This is a genomic window from Pedobacter sp. GR22-10, from assembly GCF_026239715.1.
GTDB lineage: Bacteria > Bacteroidota > Bacteroidia > Sphingobacteriales > Sphingobacteriaceae > Pedobacter.
The window spans coordinates 740,689-760,382 of the sequence record NZ_JAPIVR010000003.1 but is presented as its reverse complement, the minus strand read 5'-3'; the positions used below and the strand labels follow the sequence as shown (position 1 = coordinate 760,382).

18 protein-coding genes are annotated in these 19,694 nt (G+C 40.8%); 3 read left to right on the top strand and 15 right to left on the bottom strand.

Annotation, left to right across the window (positions count from 1 at the left end; translation table 11 throughout):
* Positions 1-4 precede the first annotated feature (4 nt).
* The 3 genes from OQX64_RS15990 to OQX64_RS22570 form a co-directional block, all read right to left on the bottom strand.
* Positions 5-817 (bottom strand): serine acetyltransferase, encoded by an 813-nt coding sequence (locus tag OQX64_RS15990; RefSeq protein WP_088301109.1) that lies wholly within the window; start codon positions 815-817, stop codon positions 5-7.
* A gap of 290 nt (positions 818-1,107) precedes the next feature.
* Positions 1,108-1,449, bottom strand: a complete 342-nt coding sequence (locus OQX64_RS15985; protein WP_265819514.1) for a hypothetical protein — start codon at positions 1,447-1,449, stop codon at positions 1,108-1,110.
* A gap of 10 nt (positions 1,450-1,459) precedes the next feature.
* Positions 1,460-1,585 (bottom strand): TerD family protein, encoded by a 126-nt coding sequence (locus tag OQX64_RS22570; RefSeq protein ID WP_416240475.1) that lies wholly within the window; start codon positions 1,583-1,585, stop codon positions 1,460-1,462.
* A 210-nt stretch (positions 1,586-1,795) separates the two neighbouring features.
* Between OQX64_RS22570 and OQX64_RS15980 the strand changes: the two genes are divergently transcribed.
* Together OQX64_RS15980 and OQX64_RS15975 are read left to right on the top strand one after the other, a co-directional pair.
* The gene (locus OQX64_RS15980; RefSeq protein ID WP_253249001.1) at positions 1,796-2,365 is read left to right on the top strand and encodes a Crp/Fnr family transcriptional regulator; all 570 of its coding nucleotides are present in this window, start codon (positions 1,796-1,798) and stop codon (positions 2,363-2,365) included.
* A 106-nt stretch (positions 2,366-2,471) separates the two neighbouring features.
* The gene (locus OQX64_RS15975; RefSeq protein WP_265819513.1) at positions 2,472-2,861 is read left to right on the top strand and encodes a RidA family protein; all 390 of its coding nucleotides are present in this window, start codon (positions 2,472-2,474) and stop codon (positions 2,859-2,861) included.
* Positions 2,862-3,018: 157 nt separating this feature from the next.
* Here OQX64_RS15975 and OQX64_RS15970 read toward each other — a convergent pair whose 3' ends face one another.
* From OQX64_RS15970 to OQX64_RS15960, 3 genes are read right to left on the bottom strand one after another with little or no spacing between them, the layout of a single operon-like run.
* Positions 3,019-3,924 (bottom strand): DUF4097 family beta strand repeat-containing protein, encoded by a 906-nt coding sequence (locus tag OQX64_RS15970; protein ID WP_265819512.1) that lies wholly within the window; start codon positions 3,922-3,924, stop codon positions 3,019-3,021.
* A 20-nt stretch (positions 3,925-3,944) separates the two neighbouring features.
* Positions 3,945-4,742 (bottom strand): HEAT repeat domain-containing protein, encoded by a 798-nt coding sequence (locus OQX64_RS15965; RefSeq protein ID WP_265819511.1) that lies wholly within the window; start codon positions 4,740-4,742, stop codon positions 3,945-3,947.
* Positions 4,735-5,295 (bottom strand): RNA polymerase sigma factor, encoded by a 561-nt coding sequence (locus OQX64_RS15960; protein WP_265819510.1) that lies wholly within the window; start codon positions 5,293-5,295, stop codon positions 4,735-4,737. The genes OQX64_RS15965 and OQX64_RS15960 overlap by 8 nt, the downstream gene beginning before the upstream one ends.
* Before the next feature lie 891 nt (positions 5,296-6,186).
* Here OQX64_RS15960 and OQX64_RS15955 point away from each other — a divergent pair.
* Positions 6,187-8,979 (top strand): PAS domain-containing protein, encoded by a 2,793-nt coding sequence (locus tag OQX64_RS15955; protein WP_265819509.1) that lies wholly within the window; start codon positions 6,187-6,189, stop codon positions 8,977-8,979.
* A 57-nt stretch (positions 8,980-9,036) separates the two neighbouring features.
* Here the strand turns inward: OQX64_RS15955 and yidD are convergent, their stop codons facing one another.
* The 9 genes from yidD to OQX64_RS15910 all read right to left on the bottom strand — a co-directional run bounded on the left by yidD (position 9,037) and on the right by OQX64_RS15910 (position 19,632).
* Complete coding sequence (gene yidD / locus OQX64_RS15950; RefSeq protein WP_265819508.1) at positions 9,037-9,342, bottom strand: membrane protein insertion efficiency factor YidD; 306 nt, start codon at positions 9,340-9,342, stop codon at positions 9,037-9,039.
* Positions 9,342-9,578, bottom strand: a complete 237-nt coding sequence (locus tag OQX64_RS15945) for a hypothetical protein (RefSeq protein WP_088301117.1) — start codon at positions 9,576-9,578, stop codon at positions 9,342-9,344. The genes yidD and OQX64_RS15945 overlap by 1 nt, the downstream gene beginning before the upstream one ends.
* 220 nt (positions 9,579-9,798) lie before the next feature.
* Positions 9,799-10,617, bottom strand: coding sequence for a glycerophosphodiester phosphodiesterase family protein (locus OQX64_RS15940; protein WP_265819507.1), 819 nt, complete (start codon positions 10,615-10,617; stop codon positions 9,799-9,801).
* Between the two features lie 3 nt (positions 10,618-10,620).
* The gene (locus OQX64_RS15935; RefSeq protein WP_265819506.1) at positions 10,621-11,907 is read right to left on the bottom strand and encodes a purple acid phosphatase family protein; all 1,287 of its coding nucleotides are present in this window, start codon (positions 11,905-11,907) and stop codon (positions 10,621-10,623) included.
* 23 nt (positions 11,908-11,930) lie between these two features.
* Complete coding sequence (locus OQX64_RS15930) at positions 11,931-13,403, bottom strand: SusD/RagB family nutrient-binding outer membrane lipoprotein (RefSeq protein WP_265819505.1); 1,473 nt, start codon at positions 13,401-13,403, stop codon at positions 11,931-11,933.
* A gap of 10 nt (positions 13,404-13,413) precedes the next feature.
* Entirely contained in the window at positions 13,414-16,866 is a 3,453-nt protein-coding gene (locus OQX64_RS15925) for a SusC/RagA family TonB-linked outer membrane protein (RefSeq protein ID WP_265819504.1), read from the bottom strand.
* Between the two features lie 97 nt (positions 16,867-16,963).
* On the bottom strand, positions 16,964-17,989 hold the full coding sequence (locus tag OQX64_RS15920; RefSeq protein WP_265819503.1) for a FecR family protein: 1,026 nt from the start codon (positions 17,987-17,989) through the stop codon (positions 16,964-16,966).
* 92 nt (positions 17,990-18,081) lie between these two features.
* Entirely contained in the window at positions 18,082-18,639 is a 558-nt protein-coding gene (locus tag OQX64_RS15915; RefSeq protein ID WP_265819502.1) for an RNA polymerase sigma-70 factor, read from the bottom strand.
* Between the two features lie 69 nt (positions 18,640-18,708).
* Positions 18,709-19,632, bottom strand: a complete 924-nt coding sequence (locus OQX64_RS15910) for a glycerophosphodiester phosphodiesterase family protein (RefSeq protein ID WP_265819501.1) — start codon at positions 19,630-19,632, stop codon at positions 18,709-18,711.
* Positions 19,633-19,694 lie beyond the last annotated feature (62 nt).

Sequence of the window (19,694 nt, the reverse complement as noted above, 5' to 3'; positions counted from 1 at the left end):
ATGTTTAATTCTTTTCTTTTATATTTCTGATGGTGATGGTTGGTGAATGATAAACCAATGAATAAGGATTCACACTTTCCGTAAGCCATACATTTCCGCCAATGATGCTGTCATGCCCGATGGTGGTATCTCCACCCAGGATGGTGGCTCCTGAATAAATCACCACCCGGTCTTCTACCTTTGGGTGCCTGCTGCTGCCGGCAAATACTTTTTTCACACTCATAGCACCCAGCGTTACGCCCTGGTATAATTTTACATGTTCACCAATAACGGTGGTTTCGCCAATCACAATGCCGGTTCCGTGATCAATATAAAAGTATTCGCCAATTTCTGCCGCCGGATGAATATCGATCCCGGTTTTTGAATGTGCATGTTCAGTTAAAATTCTTGGAATCAGCCTGAGCCCCAGTACATGCAAGGCATGTGCAATGCGGTAAAGGCAAATGGCATAAAATCCAGGGTACGTGCGGATGACCTCAAATTCACTCACCGCCGCAGGGTCACCTTTATAAATTGCAGAGATATCAGTATGGAGTGTTTGATAAAGCACCGGAAGCTGTGCAAAGAAAAGTTCCGTTATTAAATTGGCATCACCAGGATTTTCTGGATGGCCAGCTGATGCGATGTTAAACAACTCAGATTTTAAGCTCTGGGTATAAATCACTAAATCAGTTTCACTTTCAAAGTGGATAATGCTATGCTCGGGATATAACAAGTCGACAATTTTGATGGCCCAATGCGCAATAACATCATTAGGTGGCAGATGGTTATCACTATTTCGCTTTCTAAACAGGTAACCGAAAAAATCGTCACTCATAAAAATACTGGTTAAATCTTAACACTAAATCCCTTTGTTTTGTAGCGTAAATATATCGATTAGCCTTTAGCTCTTCGTCATTTACTCATCAAAATGTTTACCCTCAAAAACCAGCATTTAGCACAAAGGTTATCCGCATTATGCATGGTGATACAACAGAAGTTCTATATAAAATCCCCCAATAAAACACGAACGATATAAATGACTTATTACCGTCATCGCCAATCAAAAAAGGTACTTCATCAGGAAATGATTAAACGGAGGGAATGGCGTGGCATTATAAAAATATTCTACTGATGCTGGTGACGCACAACTGTCGTAATATTTAATTCTTCCGGTTTTACAATTAGACCCGTAGAATCTACATTATTTTCATCAGCCAAGGCTTTGCCAGAAGGCTTTTCGTCCACAGCAGCAGCCTTTCCAGGATTTTTAACTGTTTCCATGCCTTCAGATAAATTTGCTGGTGAAAGAGGTAGGTAATACCAAAGGCCACCACCAATCAGCAATACCAGAAGCAAACCAATCATCCAGTTTTTGTTTTTTGGAGTCTCTGCTGTTTCGTTTTTAGAAAGATCAAATTGAGTTCTGGCTTTTGCCAACGGCTCATTTTTATTTAAATCAAATGACATAATTTTTATTTTAAGTATGCATATCTATTAAGGTTTGCAGGCTTCCGGTATGCGCACGGCCCATCGCTTCAAACTCCCAGCTGTCTCCGGAACGAAATAAGCGACCAAATTCCACCGCATCTTCATTCGCGTTAATAATCCTTTAATTTATGTAAACCCTAAAGTTTTACCAATCTTCATAATCTATGGAGATTGTTTTGATTTATGCCTCAAAAATATAGGAACTGTAAAACTCTTTTTTACGGGAACCCAGAATTGCAACGTTTTTCGTTTATCATAAATTCTTCGAACTATACGCTGGCGAAGAACAGGTCGCAATGCTTATCTTCGTTAATTAAATTTAACCATGCTTATATACGAAACGTTACGCATACACATTGAAAAACAAATTGCCTTAACAGATGAAGAGTTTGATTTTGTGCAACAGCATTTCGAAGTTAAACGATATAAAAAACATCAATTTATTATTCAGGAAGGGGAAATGGTGCGGTATTCTTATTTTCTAGTTTCAGGATTAACTAAACTGGTCCATCATGATGAAAGTGGTAAAGCACATATTGTTTCTTTTGCCATGGAAGATTGGTGGGAAAGTGATTTCCATGCTTACCTCACGCAAACACCAGCAATGCTTTCGCTGGAATGTATTGAAGATACGGTGGTGCTATGCATCTCTTTGGTAAATTATAGAAAGCTGTGCTCCCGACTTCAAAAAGTAGAATCTTTCTTTCTGGAGAAAGCACACTTCGGTAATATCGCCGCACAAAGGCGAATCTTATCGTTACTTACTGCTAACGCAAAAGAGCGTTATGAACAATTGCGAAGACAATATCCTTCTTTATTTCAGCGGGTTCCAAAATCCTTGCTCGCTGCTTATCTCGGCGTATCCAGAGAAACATTGAGCAGGCTGTCAGATTAGCGTGTGATAAACATCACAAAAAAATGGTGATGTCCCGCAACTGATCTTAATAATCATTCTCTCAATTTTGTGGTATAGCAAATTCGCTATAATGAAACAATTTGACATGGAAAAACGAGCAATAAATCCCTGGAATTGGCAGGATCAAAGAAATTATGTACAAGCTGTAGAAGTGAAAGCAGCGAATGGAACGTTGTATTGTTCAGGACAAACCGCTATTGATGCTGATGGAAAATCAAGTGATGCTGATATGGCTACGCAACTTACGCAAGCCATTGCAAACCTGGAACAGTTAATTACCTCGGCAGATTATGATTGCAAAAACATTGTCCGCTTAAATGTTTACCACACTAATATTGATGAATTTTTTAATAGCTTTCAGATCCTTCAAGATTGGGTGGTGAAACATGGTATTAAACAGGCCACAACAGTAATGGAAGTGAAAAGTCTTTTTGAAACCTTAAAGGTAGAACTGGAAGCCACTGTGGTAAAGTAGAAGATTTTACTGCCAGAGACAGTATCATACATTCGAAATGTCATCTTGAGCCTGCCGAAGGGCCTTTAAAAGAATTGCTTAACGGTATTCGGCAAGCTCAACATGACAAATTTTAATATAGAAGGCCTTTTGAATTTAATTAAACCTGTTATATCATCTATTTCTTTTCTCTGATGTAGATATTATTGTGGTTAGATTTAAGGATGAAATCTACTCCACCACCATTTATTTTTCCATTAAGTGATTCTGCATAATTCCCACCCTCATAGCCAAATACAGGAGCATTTTCATCCTGGTTTTCACTGTTGGCAGCTAAACTTTTGATGGTTAAAGCCTGAACGCCCTTTCCAATAGTTAGTGTTTTTACAGGTTGCCCTGTTGCATTCGTTTTCGGGTTAGAAGCGGGATTTATTGCAATTTTCAAGTCATCAGCTGCATAGATTTTGCCATAGTTACTGATCACTTCGAGATTAGCTTTTACAGAAGCAGGAAGCGCAATATCAACATGCCCATGCACAGATATAATAGAAATGGGACCTTTCAAATCAGCTGGAAATGACGCATCAACCGAGCCGTGTAAGGTTTTGATATTCATAGGACCGACATTGTTGGTTAATACAATATCATTTCCGGTTACCGCTACATCAATCTCTGTTTTCAAATTTTTAAGTGTAACTGTATCCTGATACATATTGCTGTTATTGGCAAAGGAAACACGGACGTTTCTTGGTAATTTGATGCTTAATTTTGGTTGGTTAGCCACGCTAACCGGATTTACATTAATATCATCTCCCCTTACGGTAACATCAAAACCCAAACCGCTATTATCTTTAAAACCAGAACTGTTAAATGCCTTTAGTCCTTTAGCACGCTCATCAACTTCCTCCTCTTCATTTTTAGGAAGAGAGAAAATAATTTCATTTCCATCGTAACCCTCTACCGTAACCCCGCTGATGTTGAGGTTCAGTTTTCCATTATTTTTAGCAAGCTTGTATTGTTTTTGTGCCGAGGCCGACAGGCCAGTGGTAAATAGGGCAAATAATAAGATCAAGTGTAGTTTCATATCTTTAGTGTTTATGTTGATTAAAATTTATTTTCTTTAAGCAGGATCTGGTAAACCTCATCTTTAACTGCCTCCAGTGTAGATGGATCATTCACAAGGGCGTAAAGCCGCTCATCAATCTTGACATTTTGCATTTTACCCAAAAGATTAACAAGTGAGAGTTGTAACATCGGATCATTCTGGTGATTGAGTGCGTTTACCAAAAGATTGGTAACATGTGTATCTTGCCTATATTTCTCCAACACACTCAATGCAGCCAAACGCACATTGCTGTTTCCGTCATGCTGAATGGTTGCAGCCAGACGATCAAGCATATCATAACTGATCAATTCACTTTTTTTGATGGCTAAAACAGCGGCCAACCGGGTACTTGATGAAGCGCTGTCGTTTAACTTTTTATAAAGCATCTGATCGGGTGAGGGTATGAACGGAACTTCTTCTTTGCTTTGATGCTTTTTTACATGAGAAGTTGTTTCATGTGCAGCAAACTGAGTCTGTTTTGCATTCTGGGTAACAGCCTTTACTAATGGCTTCTCAGCAATTTTTGGGTGTTTATTCTGCTTATTCAGGGCCAGGTGCTGTTCAGTTTTTTTAGTCTGTTGCGTACTATTGAAGAACCATAATCCAATAGTACATACCAGTAAAACTGCTGCTGCAGCCATCCAGCTTGCAGGTTTGATATTTAAAATACGGTGCTTTTTTACCATGGGTTCTTGAGCCAGACTGGCTTTAAATCCCGCCAGGTTAAACTGCGGAGCTTCCAGATGATCGAAATCTTCCCGGTGCTGCTCCACAAAATCTTTTATCGGATCATTCATAATAAGCTTTATCTTTTAGTGATACTAATATTCTTTTTTTTGCCCGATGGTACTGCGTTCTGACAGTAGATGGGGCCAGACCTAGTGTAAGTGCGATTTCATCCTGTGACATTTTTTCAAAAAGGTACAGGGTTAAAATTGTTCTGTACCCGTCCGAAAGCTCGTCAATACAACGCCTGACATCCTCAACACGGCTTTCAAAAATTTCATCTTCCCTGATGTCATAATCAGCCTCGGCCCTGAACTCATAGTTGTCCAGATCTGAAAACAGCAGTTTCTTTCGCCTGAGGTGCGAGATCGATTTATTGATCGCCATTCTCCTTACCCAGGCTTCAAAACTATTGATTTGCATTAACCGCTTCTGATCGCTAAAGACATTGCAGAAAGTTTCCTGCAAAATATCTTCTGCCTCCGCACTGTGCGCAACCAGCCGGCTAATGGAATTAAAAATCCCCCTGGCATATCGGTTATAGAGCCCGGTATAGCCCGCATCCTTGCCCCGAAGGCACATGGCAATCAATTCCTGATCAGATATGTTTTCTTTTTGAAGCAAGTAGCGTTTCAGTTAATTTTTAATTCAAGAAGTTTCTATTCTATCCTGAAGTCGCAATAGGGGAAATAATGTTGCATCTGCCCTTTGATTTATTTAAAAATAAATCAAAGGGTCTAAAATATTCCATAAATTACTGTTTAAAGATCGGTAAAATCATTCATTTTAAATAGATGATTACCAAGATAAGATGTCCTGTAGGCCTTTTAAATTGATCTTTCTGCATTTTTTAATGCGCAGCATTTTTCTTCAGCATCCCACACCGTTAAAAAAAATTAAAATATTTTCGATGCCAGGCAATAATGTATTAAAATGATCGTCTTTATATGGAGAGCGTTAATTTAGATTAAACGGGAGTCGTCTTTATGATGATTCCCGTTTTCTTTTGGATTCAATTTGAACAGGAGCTGTTGAGGCATTTCATGATTCAGTAATATTTAAGCTCTTGTTCTCACCCTAACGATCCGTTATACTCCTCAAAATAGATTATTTTAAAATTATTTTCAGTACCGGGCAATAATGTGTTAAAATGATCGTCTTTATATGGAGAGCGTTAATTTAGATTAAACGGGAGTCGTCTTTATGATGATTCCCGTTTTCTTTTTTTTACAGTTCTTTGGATTGAAGATTATAAAATCAATCACCAGCTGAAAAGAAGATTGGCATTGTGGGGATTGATCCCTTTTCGCTTTTGCGCGAAGGAGAATCTCCATCTTTCATCTGGCTTTATTGTCTTTTAAAAAAGCTTGAAGTAGCTATATTATGACCGATGCGCTTCACGAAAATCGCAATCAACTGCCGAATTGTTTTTAAGAAGTATTCCGGAAAAAGATCCGGATTGATGATATTTGCTTAATTTGCATTCGTTTTTTTGAGATTATTACCATTTAATATATGAGCAATACAGCCGCGAATCAGGATCGTTTCGGAGCCCTTGTAGCCGCAACGTCAGATGTTGTTTATCGCATGAGTCCGGATTGGGAGGTGATGTATGAACTTGATGGCCGGGGTTTTTTAAAAAGCACTTCTGAACCGCTTACAAACTGGCGGAACCATAACGTGCATCCTGCTGATTTGCAAATGGTAAATGAGGCAATATCCTGGTCCATTGCCACAAAATCAATGTTTGAACTGGAACACCGTGTTTTGCGTGCAGACGGAAGTACAGGCTGGACCATTTCCAGGGCTGTACCTATATTAAATGATGCGGGAGATATTTTGGAATGGTTTGGTGCTGCCAAAGACATTACGCTTCGCAAGCAAACAGAGCATGAACTTCAGCAGGCGAAAGAGCTGGCAGAGCAGCAACAGCGGCTTTATGAAACGGTAACATCTAATACACCTGATCTGATTTATGTATTTGGATTAGATTACCGCTTTACCTATGCCAATAAAGCTTTGCTTGAAATGTGGGGGAAGCGTTGGGAAGATGCCGTGGGCAAAACCCTGCTTGAGAATGGTTATGAACCCTGGCATGCAGAGATGCATGAGCGGGAAATTGATGAGATTATTACCACCGGAAAACCCATTCGGGGTGAGGTCGATTTCCCTCATGCGGCACTGGGTAACAGAACTTACGATTATATCCTGACACCCGTATTTGATTCCAGTGGTCTGGTCGTAGCTATTTCAGGGATTACCCGCGATGTTACACAACGCAAGCAACAGGAGCAGGAAAAATTCAGGTTGTCTGCCGAACTGGCTTTATTAAATGAAGCCGCTGAAGCAACAAACGAGGAACTTAATGCGGCTAATGAAGAACTTCAAACTTCCCAGAACAGGCTGAGCGAAGCCAACAGGAACCTGGAACTGATTTTAAATATGTTACCGGCCTCCGTGGTCGTCATCCGTGGCTATGACCTGGTGGTGGAATTGATTAATGAAAGTAACCTGAAATACTGGAACAAAAGCAAAGAAGAGGTCTTAGGAAAAAGGTTTCTGGACATATTGCCGGATCTGGCCGATCAGCCTTTTGCCGGCCAGCTTCGCAAAGTAATGGATACCGGCGAAGTCATTGATGTAAAGGAAAGCCCTGTACTGTTTACTATGCCGGATGGTACCATCCGCGAGACTTATGTAGACTATACTTACCAACCCCTTGCAGATGCTTTTGGCAACAGAAACGGGGTACTGGTGATGTCTTTTGAAATTACAGAAAGGATACTTTCTAAACGATTACTCGAAAAATACACTGCCGAACTTACCCAGGTAAATAAGTCGCTTTCTATCGCGAACAATAAACTGGCAGCCAGTGAGGCTCGATTTAAGTTTTTTATTGAGGAGGCACCTGTGGCCATTGGAGTTTTACATGCCAGGGAGCTGATTGTGGAAACCGCTAACCAGAAGATATTGGAAGTTTGGGGTAAAAGCCCTGAAATTATAGGATTACCGCTTGCTCAGGCACTACCGGAACTAAGTGGTCAGCCTTTTCTAGGCATACTGGATAATGTATTTATGACCGGCGTACCTTTTTACGCCAATGAAATCAGCGCCATGTTAAATCATGGAGGAGAATTAAAAGAAATCTTTTTTAATGTAGTTTACCAACCTGTAGTTGGACAGGATGGAGCCGTATCTGATATATTGATCGTTGCGACAGATGTGACAGAACAAGTTCATGCCCGCAGATCGATTGAACAAAGTGAGCAGCATTTCCGGAAACTTGCCGACCTGGTGCCCGCCAAGATTTCTAATGCTTTACCAAACGGCATGGTGACTTTCTCTAATCAGCACTGGCTGGATTTTACAGGAATGAGTTTTGAAAATCTTCGTGATTTTGGCTATTACCAGATCATGCATCCTGATGAGATTGCCTCCTTTAAAAAAGGGCTGGAAGTAGCAGCAGCTAATGGCACTCCACATGTTGCAGAAATGCGCTTTAAAGACAGAAATGGCAACTATATCTGGCATTTAAATATCTCATCGCCCATTTTAGATGAAGAAGGAAAGGTAATCATGTGGGTGGGATCTACGACTGATATTCAAACAATAAAAGAGGAAGAACAGCGTAAAAGTGATTTCGTAAGCATGTTAAGCCATGAACTTAAAACGCCGGTTACCTCCATTAAGGGGCATGTACAACTGGCTTTACGGTTATTGTCAAGAGAAACATTATCTCCATCATTACAAAAACTGAGCACCTCATTATCACGTATTGATGTACTGCTTTTGCAATTAACCGGACTCATCAGGGATATGCTTGACCTTAGCCGGATTGATGCCGGCAGGATGGATTTAAAGGTAGAACGTTTTGCAATTGATACATTGGTAAAAGAAGTGGTAGAAGATTTTCGCCTGAGCCATCAGCAATATGTTTTCCACCTGGAAACGGCTGCGAATGTATTTGTTCATGCCGACCGCGACCGGATCAGCCAGGTACTGATCAACCTGATCGCCAATGCAATTAAGTATTCTCCTAAAAGCAACCAAGTTGATATCGCTGTTTCCACAACTGAAAATGAAGTATTGATTGACATCAAAGATTATGGAATTGGTATTGAAGCAAAAGACCAGACCAAAATTTTTGAACGCTTTTTCAGGGTAGAGGGTCAGAATGAGAAATATTTCAGTGGTTTTGGAATCGGATTATTTTTAGCGCATAATATCATATCGAGGCATGGGGGTGAAATCTTACTGGAAAGCGAGCGGAATCAGGGCTCAGTGTTTACCGTGCACCTGCCGATATAGAAGTTTTACTCATGCATTTATTTAGTTTTTAGCAAAGCCCGATTGAATGGTTTACCTCTACAACTCTGTTTTATTTAGTAAACGGGACTGAAATTTTTTAGCTATTTCATGTTGTTGTAATTGATCACCATTTGGCAAAATCATATAATTTTGATCAGTAACAGGATTTATGATTACCTGATAACCGCCCCTACAATTTTGATATCGATAAGCAAATGCCTTTAGTCCTTTGAATAACCCCTCTGTTTTAGCCATTTGATAAACATGCCGGGAACAGCTTATTCTAAAAATACACCGGGGCTCTTGGTTTTTAGCCTTGAGCATCCAGTATATTTTAATTAAGAATAGCAGCAGAAATCTCATTATAGATTTTTCCCAAATACAACCATCTGATATGAGGCAAGATAACCTGGTTTTGCACCAAACCCAAAGCATCCGGGATCTGGTTGCACATAAGTAGAAACACTCTCCAACCTGATGTATATCCAGCCTTCGTTAAGATAGTGGTTGATAGTTTGCTCCAATTGTTCTGCTACTGCTACAGTAGTCTGCTTTTTATGATCTATGGTAGCGGTAAAAGGTATAACTTTATATTCCATATTAGTTGATTTACTGCGTATTGATTTGTTAAGATTCAAATGTAATACACCACATCAAGCCAATCTTACGGGTTTTCGTAACAAAAACCAGATAAAGAAAATGAAATAAATAAAACTATATGTTTTTAAAAAGAACATAGGTTTTATCTATATCATTAAAATTAAGTGATGACATTCCATTAAATATATCATGCCACCAATTAATCAACTGCTTATATCGCTACCTTATTTTGTTTGCTTTCAGGTATTCAATCAATGCCTTCGGATGATCGGTCTGTACACCCTGTATGCCTTTATTGATGGCATTTTTCCAATCATCAGGCATTTCATTGCTTTTTTGAACATCCAGAAATACACTAATTCCTAAAGATCTGATCACCGGTAAAAGATTTTCGGCCGGAATGTTATCCACAGCATCCAGAGGCATTTTGTCCAAAGCTGCTAATAATGCTTCCCTTGTTCTAATGGTCTTATTTAAACTGGACATTAAGGGCATTTTCGGCGCAATCTTTTTCCACGAACAGTATTGTTTCAGCTCATTAATGTAAACCAATACCTGATCTGTCATCCCTGCTTTTTCAATTTCCTTGTAAGCCAGACCTACATCCGCAGCTTTAAAATCAAGGTAAATATTGATCCTACCTTTGCAGGTTTTTAATGCATCAGCAAAGCTGGCGATCTGGTGCAGGCTACCATCTACCCCTTTTAGCGTAAGTTTTTTTATGGTTTCAAAATCAAGGTCCTTTATCAACCCCTTTCCATCACTCACCTGATCTACACGGTCATTGTGTAAAAGAACCAGTTGCCCGTCACGGGTAGTCCTGAGATCCAGCTCAACATAATCTGCACCCAGTAAAATAGCTTCCTCAATAGCAGCTATCGTATTTTCAGGTTTGTTGAGGTGGCTTCCACGGTGTGCAATAACGATAAAACCATGTTTTGATTTAGGCAGTGACTTTGCTACCTGTTGCGAAAAACAAGTGAAACAAAAACAGCTCATTAAGATGGCGCATAAGGCCAGTTTCTTTTTTGAGTTCATCTTTTATGGTTTTAAAGCCGGGTTCAAATCTGTAAATGCTGCTGCACGGTTTCTACTTGTCTTTTGCAATGAAAAAGCATCGAAAAGCTCACCGGAAGTTTTATAGGCTTCAAATTTAAGTTTATCGCCATCTACGTGAATCACCTGAAAAAGCTGGGTATTCTCTAAGGATACATCCATCCATTTGGCGCCATCTACCTGGTACATTTTAGGCCCTGCTACCGAAACCAGGTAAACTGGTCCACTTACATCCCGTCCGGATAAACCTCTGGGCAGGTTCTGCCCCCGGCTATAAGTATGGTCATGCCCCTGCAAAACCAGGTCAATGTGGTATTGATCAAATAGTGGCTTAAAGCGTTCTCTGAACGCCTTATTGTCCCGGCTTTTTGCCGTAGAGAAAATAGGGTGGTGAAAGGTGATCACCGTCCACAACTTCTTATTTTCTTTCAGTACTTTTTCCAGCCATTCATATTGAGCCTTGGCAGAAGCCTCATCTAGGATGATCATTTGCGAATCTAAGGAAATGATGCGTACGTCCTGATAATCTACATAATATACCGATGATTCAAGCCCCTTTGGTCCGTTGCCGGCAAAGGTGTATTGTACGCCCCAGTGTGGATCTAAAATGAGCTTTCGCTGATCGTCCCGTACATATTCATGGTTTCCCGGTGATGGAATACTTGGGATCATACCATTAATAAAACCACCACCATAATGCCATTCGCCCCATTCCTGATCATTATTAGAACGGTTGATTAAATCTCCGGTATGAATAATGAACCGTGCATCAGGCTGGTGAGAAAAAGCCTTGCGGATAACCCGCGACCATTTGGAACGGATATCATTTTGCGCATCGCCCAGGTATATAAAAGAAAACGGTTCATTTTTGGCTGAAGCTGTAGTAAACTGAAACCATTCGCTCCAGTGTTCACCTGAACCTACCCGATAGGCATACACCGTTGCTGGTTTTAGGTTAGTAAAAGTAACATGGTGATACTTGGCCGTTTCATAATTATTTCTGCCATTCAATACGGTAGAGCTGGCATCGTAACTTGTTATGGCCTTTTCTAATGCAGGGTTGGCATCCTCAGCTTTAATCTGTGCCTTTGAAGCCATGATGGTTGTATCAGTACGCCAGTTAACCGTTTGGCTGGTTGCCGGATCTCCCGCCCAGGTTAAAATTACACGGTCAGGGTATTGAGTTGGACTAAAGTTCTGGGCTGATAGTTTGGTTAGCACTCCGCTCGAAAGCAAGGTGATGATTAAAATTGATTTTATAAAGGATTTCATGTTGATTCTGATTAAAATTTAAATTATTTCAGGTACCACATTAGGGTGTACTGATTGTCTGTACCGAAAGCGGAGACAGCTTTCTGATAATTGGTTTTGTTCTTTGCGCTTTCCGAATCCGGATAGATGTAACGTTTAGGGATTCCTCTTCCGGCAGCCAGCGGACCAGTAACAAAAGCGGGATAACCTGTTCGGCGTTGATCAAACCATCCTTCAGAACCTTTAAACAACATGGCCATCCATTTTTGGGTAATCAGTTGCACGAGTGTACCATCGTATTTTACCAGTGGCTGATTGTAATAAGACTGAGCTGCTGTTACCCCATAACTGCTCATCGATTCTTTAATCGCTTTGTAGTACATGGATTCTGCCGTTTCTCCATTGAGCGTAATTTTACCTTTTTGCAGCGCTTCTGCCAGAATAAAGCACTGTTCGGCATAGGTTACCAGGCTGGCCTTTAATAAGGGATTAGCTGAACCTCCATTTTTCCTGAAGAATGAGGAAGAAAAAACAGAGACATGATCCTCTCCACCATTATAGGCCGATGGCGCATCAATGGCATTGGGTACGCCCACATATTTATTAAAATCTACGGTTGATCCAACCGTACTTTTTACAGGCTCTACCCAAACGGCCAGCCTTGGGTCATTTCGCTCCATCAGGCGATCTACCAGTTCCTTGCTCACTTTAGTTTTCAAATAGTCGAAATCAATCATGGCTAAAGGACCACCAGGCCAGCTATAAGTAGCCATGTTCCCCAGGTAGGCTATCTCTGCATTATCAGCACTGCTTTCAAAAATGGGAAATGCTGTTTTATCATTCACGATCTCCTGCATTTCAGTAAAGGCTGGCGCATAGTTTTTAGAAATGCGCAATAACATACGTAAACGCAGCGAATTGGCAAACTTTCTCCAGGCGAGGGCATTTCCTTTAAACATTACATCTCCCTTGGCATTAATCTCCTGTACATTACTTTTCAGCAAATTATTGGCTTCCTTAAGTTCTCTTAACAAATCGGGATAGATGGTTTGCTGCTGATCATATTCCGGATAAATCAGATTGGCTTCTTTAGATTTAAGCGCTTGCGAATAGGGAATATCTCCATATAAATCAGTTAGATAGCCAAAATTAAAGGCTTTCATAATTTTACTAATGGCGATATACTGGTTTTCTGATCGTTTTTGTGCGGTTTCTAAAAAAGTTTTATTCACGGCTAAACGGGCATAAATATCATCCCAGTCAACAGGACCCCAATCAAGCAGGTCGTAACCCGTATTGCGCACCAGTGTCAGGTATCTTGCTGCCGAAGCGGGTCTTCTGTCAACGGCATTTTCCTGGTAAGCGTAGGCTGTTGACACCAATACATCAGACATTAAAAACTCCGTACTGGTGGTTTCTGGCGCATTAGGGTTGGTATTGATCTTTTCAAAGTCTTTAGTGCAGCTTGCCAATAACACTGTAATGGCGAACAAAAGCGTTATATATTTAAATTTCATTTTATACAGATTAAAAATTACAACTTAGTTTACAGCCGAAGGAGCGGGTGCCAGGCAAGGTCCAGTGGCCAACCCCTAACTTAAAGCCTTCGGTAACACTCATGGTTGTTTCCGGATCATAACCCAATCCATTGGCTGTCCAGGTGTACAGATTCCTTCCGATCAGGGATATGGAAAGGTTACTGATGGGGAGTTTGCGGATAAGCTTTTGATGAAATACATAGGTTAATGAAGCTTCCCTGATTTTCAGGAACGACGCCGAATAGGTCAACCTTTCATAGTATTTATTATATGTATTGTTATAAAAATCGGCAGCGGCAATAATCATTTTGTTTTCGGTCAGGTTGCCATTGGCATCTGCGATATAACCCGGAATGATCATCCCATCATTGCGCTTTCTACCCTGCGAATCTGTCCACGGCAAGCCACCTGTTTGTGCATCCCTGCCTGCAAGGGTATTATCGGTTAAGCCTGCGTTAATCAGGCTTTTAACCACGTAGGAGTAAAAATTACCACCTTTGCGCCAGTCTAACAGCACATTTAAGGTGAAGTTTTTATAGCTAAAGGTATTGTTAAAGCCTACGGTAAAATCAGGATTATAGTTGCCTACTTTTATATATTCAGCATTGTTGCGGATATAATGCCCGGTTTTATCCAATAAGGCTGCTCCGGCATTGGGTCCACTGGTTACTTTAGTATAACTTGGTGTATAAAAGTCGCCAATTTTAGTTCCTTCTTTAATCAGGTAACGGATGTTATCACCATCGGCACTCCCCATGGAGTATTCCTTCAAACCTGCTGAAAGCTCAATCACCTTATTTTCGTTTTTCGTAAAGTTTACATTGGTTTCCCACTTAAAGGCACCATTAAAAGGCACAGCATTTAAACCAATTTCCCAACCGCTGTTTTGAATATTCCCGGCATTGATTAAGCGGTTAGAAGCACCGGAGGCAATGGTTGTTGGAATATTAATAATCTGGTTTCTTTTATTGGTTTTGTACCAGGTTACATCTATACCTACCCGACTTTTAAAAAAGCGCAGATCGCCGCCAAATTCATATGAGGTTGCAATTTCCGGTTTCAGGAAGTTATTCTTCAGGTTAAACTCAATGGTGGCCCTTTTTACATCGCCCCAGTCCTGGTTAAATGGAATGGTATTGTATAACTGATAGGGATCGGTATCACTACCCACTTGTGCCCAGTTAGCCCTTAATTTAATAAAGGAAATTGCATCAGATTTAATTTTGAACAGGTCCGTTACAATGGTACTTAATGATGCAGATGGATAAAAGTAAGAGTTGTTTTCGGCAGGTAAAGTGCTCGACCAATCGTTTCTTCCTGTTAAATCAAGAAAAACCATATCCTTAAATGAGACCTGACCTAAGCCATACAAACTGTTAATGTGCTTACGTGAATTGTATTGTGAATTCACAATGGTACCCGCCTGAGCGTTGCTAATGTTATATACCCCCGGAATGCTGAGGCTTTCTGTTTTCTGTGCCGTACTCCGGTTGGTTTGGCTCATCTGGTTGCCACCCGCCGAAAGACTGAATGACCAATTCTGGTTCAGCAGTTTCTTATAGCTGAGTAAAAAATCAGTATTTTGTTCCTTAAAAAAAGAATTGTCTACACCGTACCCGCCATATTTAAACCTTTTCGAACTAAAAGGGCGTTTGGTTTCATGCATTTCATTGTACAAATCCAAACCCGTCCGCACCATTAAACTCAGCTCTTTGGTGATATCATAAACGGCCTGCACATTCCCGGTCAAACGGTTTCTGTCGTACCCATTGGTGTGTTCGTAGGCAACAAAATATGGGTTATCAGAATCATCTGCAGAAAACTGTTCGATGTTTTCCCTTCCCGGTTTCCAGTAATTCTTCAGGTCGTTGATATTCATGTTTGGAGGAAGCGAGTACAACATCTGGGTAACACTTTCCCGGTAGGCTGATGGCCTGTTATCGCTCTGGTTATTTACATAGCCTACATTGGAACTGATTTTTAGCCTAGGATGCAACACATAGGTTGCAGAGAGGTTCAGGGTATTCCTTTTTAAATCAGTGTTGGGCACTATGCCTTTATTGATGAGGTTGGTATAAGATAGGCGGTAATTACCATCTGCATTTTTTCCACTAATGGCCATATTATTGGTGTAGGTGCTTCCGGTTTCATAAAAATCCTGTGGATTATTGCCATAGGATACCCAATCTGTAGCGATTGGTTTTCCATTGGCATCAAGCGGACTGTTCCATTGCAGATGCTTGGTCCCTACATCAAGCCTTGGACCCCAGGCAGAGGAGGTAGAAGAAGCTGGATCATCGGTATATTCGCCACCACCAAATGTATGTTGAAAGTGAGGAAACATCCAGGCCTGATCGTACATGGCGTTGGAGTTGAAGTTAATGCCCAATCCTTTTTTACCGGCCGAACCATTTTTAGTGGTAATGAGCACTACGCCACTTCCTGCCCTGCTGCCATAAAGTGCCGCAGCACTTGCACCTTTAAGGATCGTAATGCTTTCTACATCATCCGGACTAATGTCTGCAATCGGACTTCCATAATCAACCGATGAACGTCCAACTTCTGTTGTGGCACGGAGTGAATGCGCTACCGGAACACCATCCACCACAAACAGTGGCTGGTTATCTGTTGCGATAGATGATTGCCCTCTGATGGTGATGAATGCGCTTGCCCCGGGATCTGAACCTGTACTCACTACATTCACACCCGCCACTTTTCCTGCCAACGAGTTCACTACATTTACTTCTTTTACGGTATTCACATCGCAGCCCTTTACTGTAGCAATAGAATAACCCAATGCTTTTTCAGCACGTTTAATACCCAGGGCAGTAACGACTACTTCAGAAAGCGCTGTTTCATCAGGAATGAGGCTAATGTTTAATTCGGTTGCACCACGAACTGGGCTTTCTTTGGTCTGGTAGCCCATCATCCGGAAGATCAGCGTGGCTGAATTATCGGTTACATTCAGGCTGTAATCGCCGTTAAGGTTGGTGGTGGTAGTGTTGTTACCTGCCTTTTCTATTACATTTACGCCAGGTAATGGTAAACCTTTTTCATCGGTTACCTTACCTTTTACGCGCACTGATTTTTTGATAATGATCTGGTTTTTTTCGATCAGGTAGGTAAGTTGCAAGGGTGGCAATATCCTGCCGAGCACACTGCTTACAGATTCATTATCAACCCTTAAACTACTGATTTGCAAATGATCTATATTATCTTTATTGGTATAGACAAAATAGAGACTGGTTTTCTTTTCGATGGTTTTGAAAAGTGTAGTTAAGTTTCCTTGTTTAATGTTGATGCTTACTTTAACGTTTAGTTGCTGTGCATTTACGGGTGATGCCTGTCCTACAAAGAACATAACAGAGAGCATGATGTAAATAAGGGTAAAAAAACGCATGACGCTAAAAATTAATTGACCAGTCACTGCTGACTTTTTCATAACTTTGTTTGTTTTAATCTTGATGGGTTAAAATAAAATTTAAAATTTCTTAGCTGCGGCATGCGCCAACATGCTGCAGCTTTCTTATCGTTTGTATTTAATTACATTTACCTCCTTTTATATAAATCGTTTGTTTGTTAATGGTATAGTGAATATTAAATGTGAGCGCCAGCGTGCGCAACACTTCACTGATGCTTACATTGTTAAACTTTGCAGTGAGTTCACAGCTGTCGAATGACTGATCGGAAATGATCTTCACTGCATATTTTCTGGAGATGGTTTGAAATACCTCTTCCATCGGGGTTCTATCAAAATACATTTTGCCAACCCTCCAATCAACTGATGCCTGTGCATCTTCTACGTTCTGACACCTCAAGCGGTTGGATTTTAAGTCGTAAATTGCTTGTTGATTGGGCAATAGATGAACGGCAACTGATTGTTTACCTGCTGAATCTCTCGAAACTGCCACCTTGCCCGTCAGTACGGTTACTTCTGGCTGATTATTTTTCCAGGCACGGATATTAAAGCTGGTGCCCAGTACCCTGGTTTGAATATTCTGGCTCCTCACAACAAAAGGATGTGCGGGATCTCGCTTTACCTTAAAAAATGCTTCTCCGTTTAACTTCACCGTTCTGATGGCGGCATGTTTAAGGTTTTTAGGGAAGCTGATGCTACTGCCGGCATTCAGCCATATTTCTGAACTGTCAGGAAGCAATATGTTGATTATCTTGCCCGCAGCGGCTTTCTCGGTTATCCAGGTGATTGCGCTTTCTGAAACAGGTTGTTGTTTTTGATTCTTAAAAACGAAGAATACCAGTGCACCGGTTATTGCGGCAGCACTTGCCATGGTCAACCAGTTTAATTTTTTGATTGTTCTGGTTTTTGCAGGCTCCAACTGCTGTTTAATACTTGCAAAACTTTCCTGCCAAGAATGATCCTCGTGCAGAGTTGCTGTATCTTCCCACAAGTGCAGTGCCTGCTCCAATTGCTCCAGCCGATCGGGATCATTACCAGCCCAATCTTTAAGGTCTTGCTCCAGCAATTCAACTTCTAAATTACGCCCACCGTTACGCTCTTTTTCTGCTACATATGCAAGTACTAATTTCCAGGTTTCCTGATCCATTCTAATGCCTTTATACCTACAAGACAAGAATCAGAGCTGCACTACGGGCCGCAAGTTGTTAACGTTACATGAATAAATTGTTAAGGAGCAGCCTACCTAAATTCTGATTTGTTATTTAATACTTTTTGCTGAAGAAACTGAAAACCTTTTACCAGGTGGTCTTCTACAGTTCTTACTGAAATATCCAATAAAGCCGCTATTTCCTTGTAACTCAAACCATCAATCCGGTACAGGTAGAAAATCAGTCGCCGCCTTTCTGGCATCTGATCGATTAAAGCATAGAGCATGCGGTTCCGGTCTTTATTCTGGAAGCTTTGCGCCGGTGTTTCTTTAAGATCTGTTATTTCGGGTGTTTCATCTTCACCATCTATATGCCAGAGTTTTACCCTGGCTTTTTTATAGTAATTGGTTGAGGCATTTTTGACTGCCCGGAAAAGATAGGCCTTTTCGTTGGCGGGGATAAGATTATTTTTCCAGATGGAGATGAACACATCATTTAAGATCAGTTGTGCTTCTTCTCTGTCTTTTACCAGGTAAACTGCATACTTTTTTAAGGTGGGGTACATCCGGCGGTAAAGGTCTTCGAATGATTTTTCATCGAATACCTGTTCCTGAGCATCATTAGATCCGGCCATATTATTTTTGCCCATTTATTGTTCCGGCAACATGATCATAAGCAAATGAACCCCTTATAAATCCTTAAATCCAGAAGGAACATATTAAAAATGTAAGCCAGCCTTTTTTAAATAAAGAATCAATTCTGCCGGGCGATCGCTTTGCAGAATAGCGGGTTTCTTTTCAATAAGCCAGCCCCAGCTTTCTTTCTTTTTGTTTTCTTCTACGGCGAGGTCATCATCATGCCCCCCATTTAAGGAAGGCCACAAGCTATTTAGCCAAAGCACTTGTTTTGTAGCAATTTCAGGCAGCATTTTCAGGTTTTTCAAGGTATCGGTATCAAAAACAGGCTGAATAATACTTCTTTTATTGGGCTGGTAGCTTTTCATAATCGGGAGGGCATCAGTTCCTTTCATGTTCACCACCACCATCAGATACGCTTCTGCCGGAATGACCTCATGGCTTTTTAATTGATCAAAACTCAGGTTATCGCCTATATTTACAATGGTTTGGTTAAGGGTTTCCGTTTCCTGAAGAATCCGGAATACTTCTTTGAGGTGGTCATTTCCTTTATCCACATTGATGATGATTTTACCTTTTGCAGCCAGCATCATTTCTTTCAGTGTTGGAATCCGATGAGGGGTTGTTCTGCCCAGACCATTTTTTAACCTAAACTGTTGGATTTCGGCCAGCGTATAATCACTCACCTTTCCTTTTCCGTTTGTACTTCGGTCGATGGTTTGATCATGCATCACTACCATCTGGCTATCCTTTGTCATTTTAACATCGAGTTCCATGATGTCGAAGCCTTTTTCTATGCTGTTTAAAAGCGCCTGCATCGAATTTTCAGGTGTATTTCTCCAATCCCCACGGTGGGCGGCAACCAGTATTTGGTTATGGCCTTTACTGAATACGGCAGCCAGTTTCTGGTCAGGGTGTTGTGCAACGGCAGTCCGGGAGGATAGCATCAATATGCCTAATAAAAGCAGTGAACAGCTTCCTTTTTTAAAACAGGTTTTATAAGTCATTTTTTATAAATCTATGGAGATTGATAAATGGCGGCTGTTTTTCAGCCACCATTTAATTATCA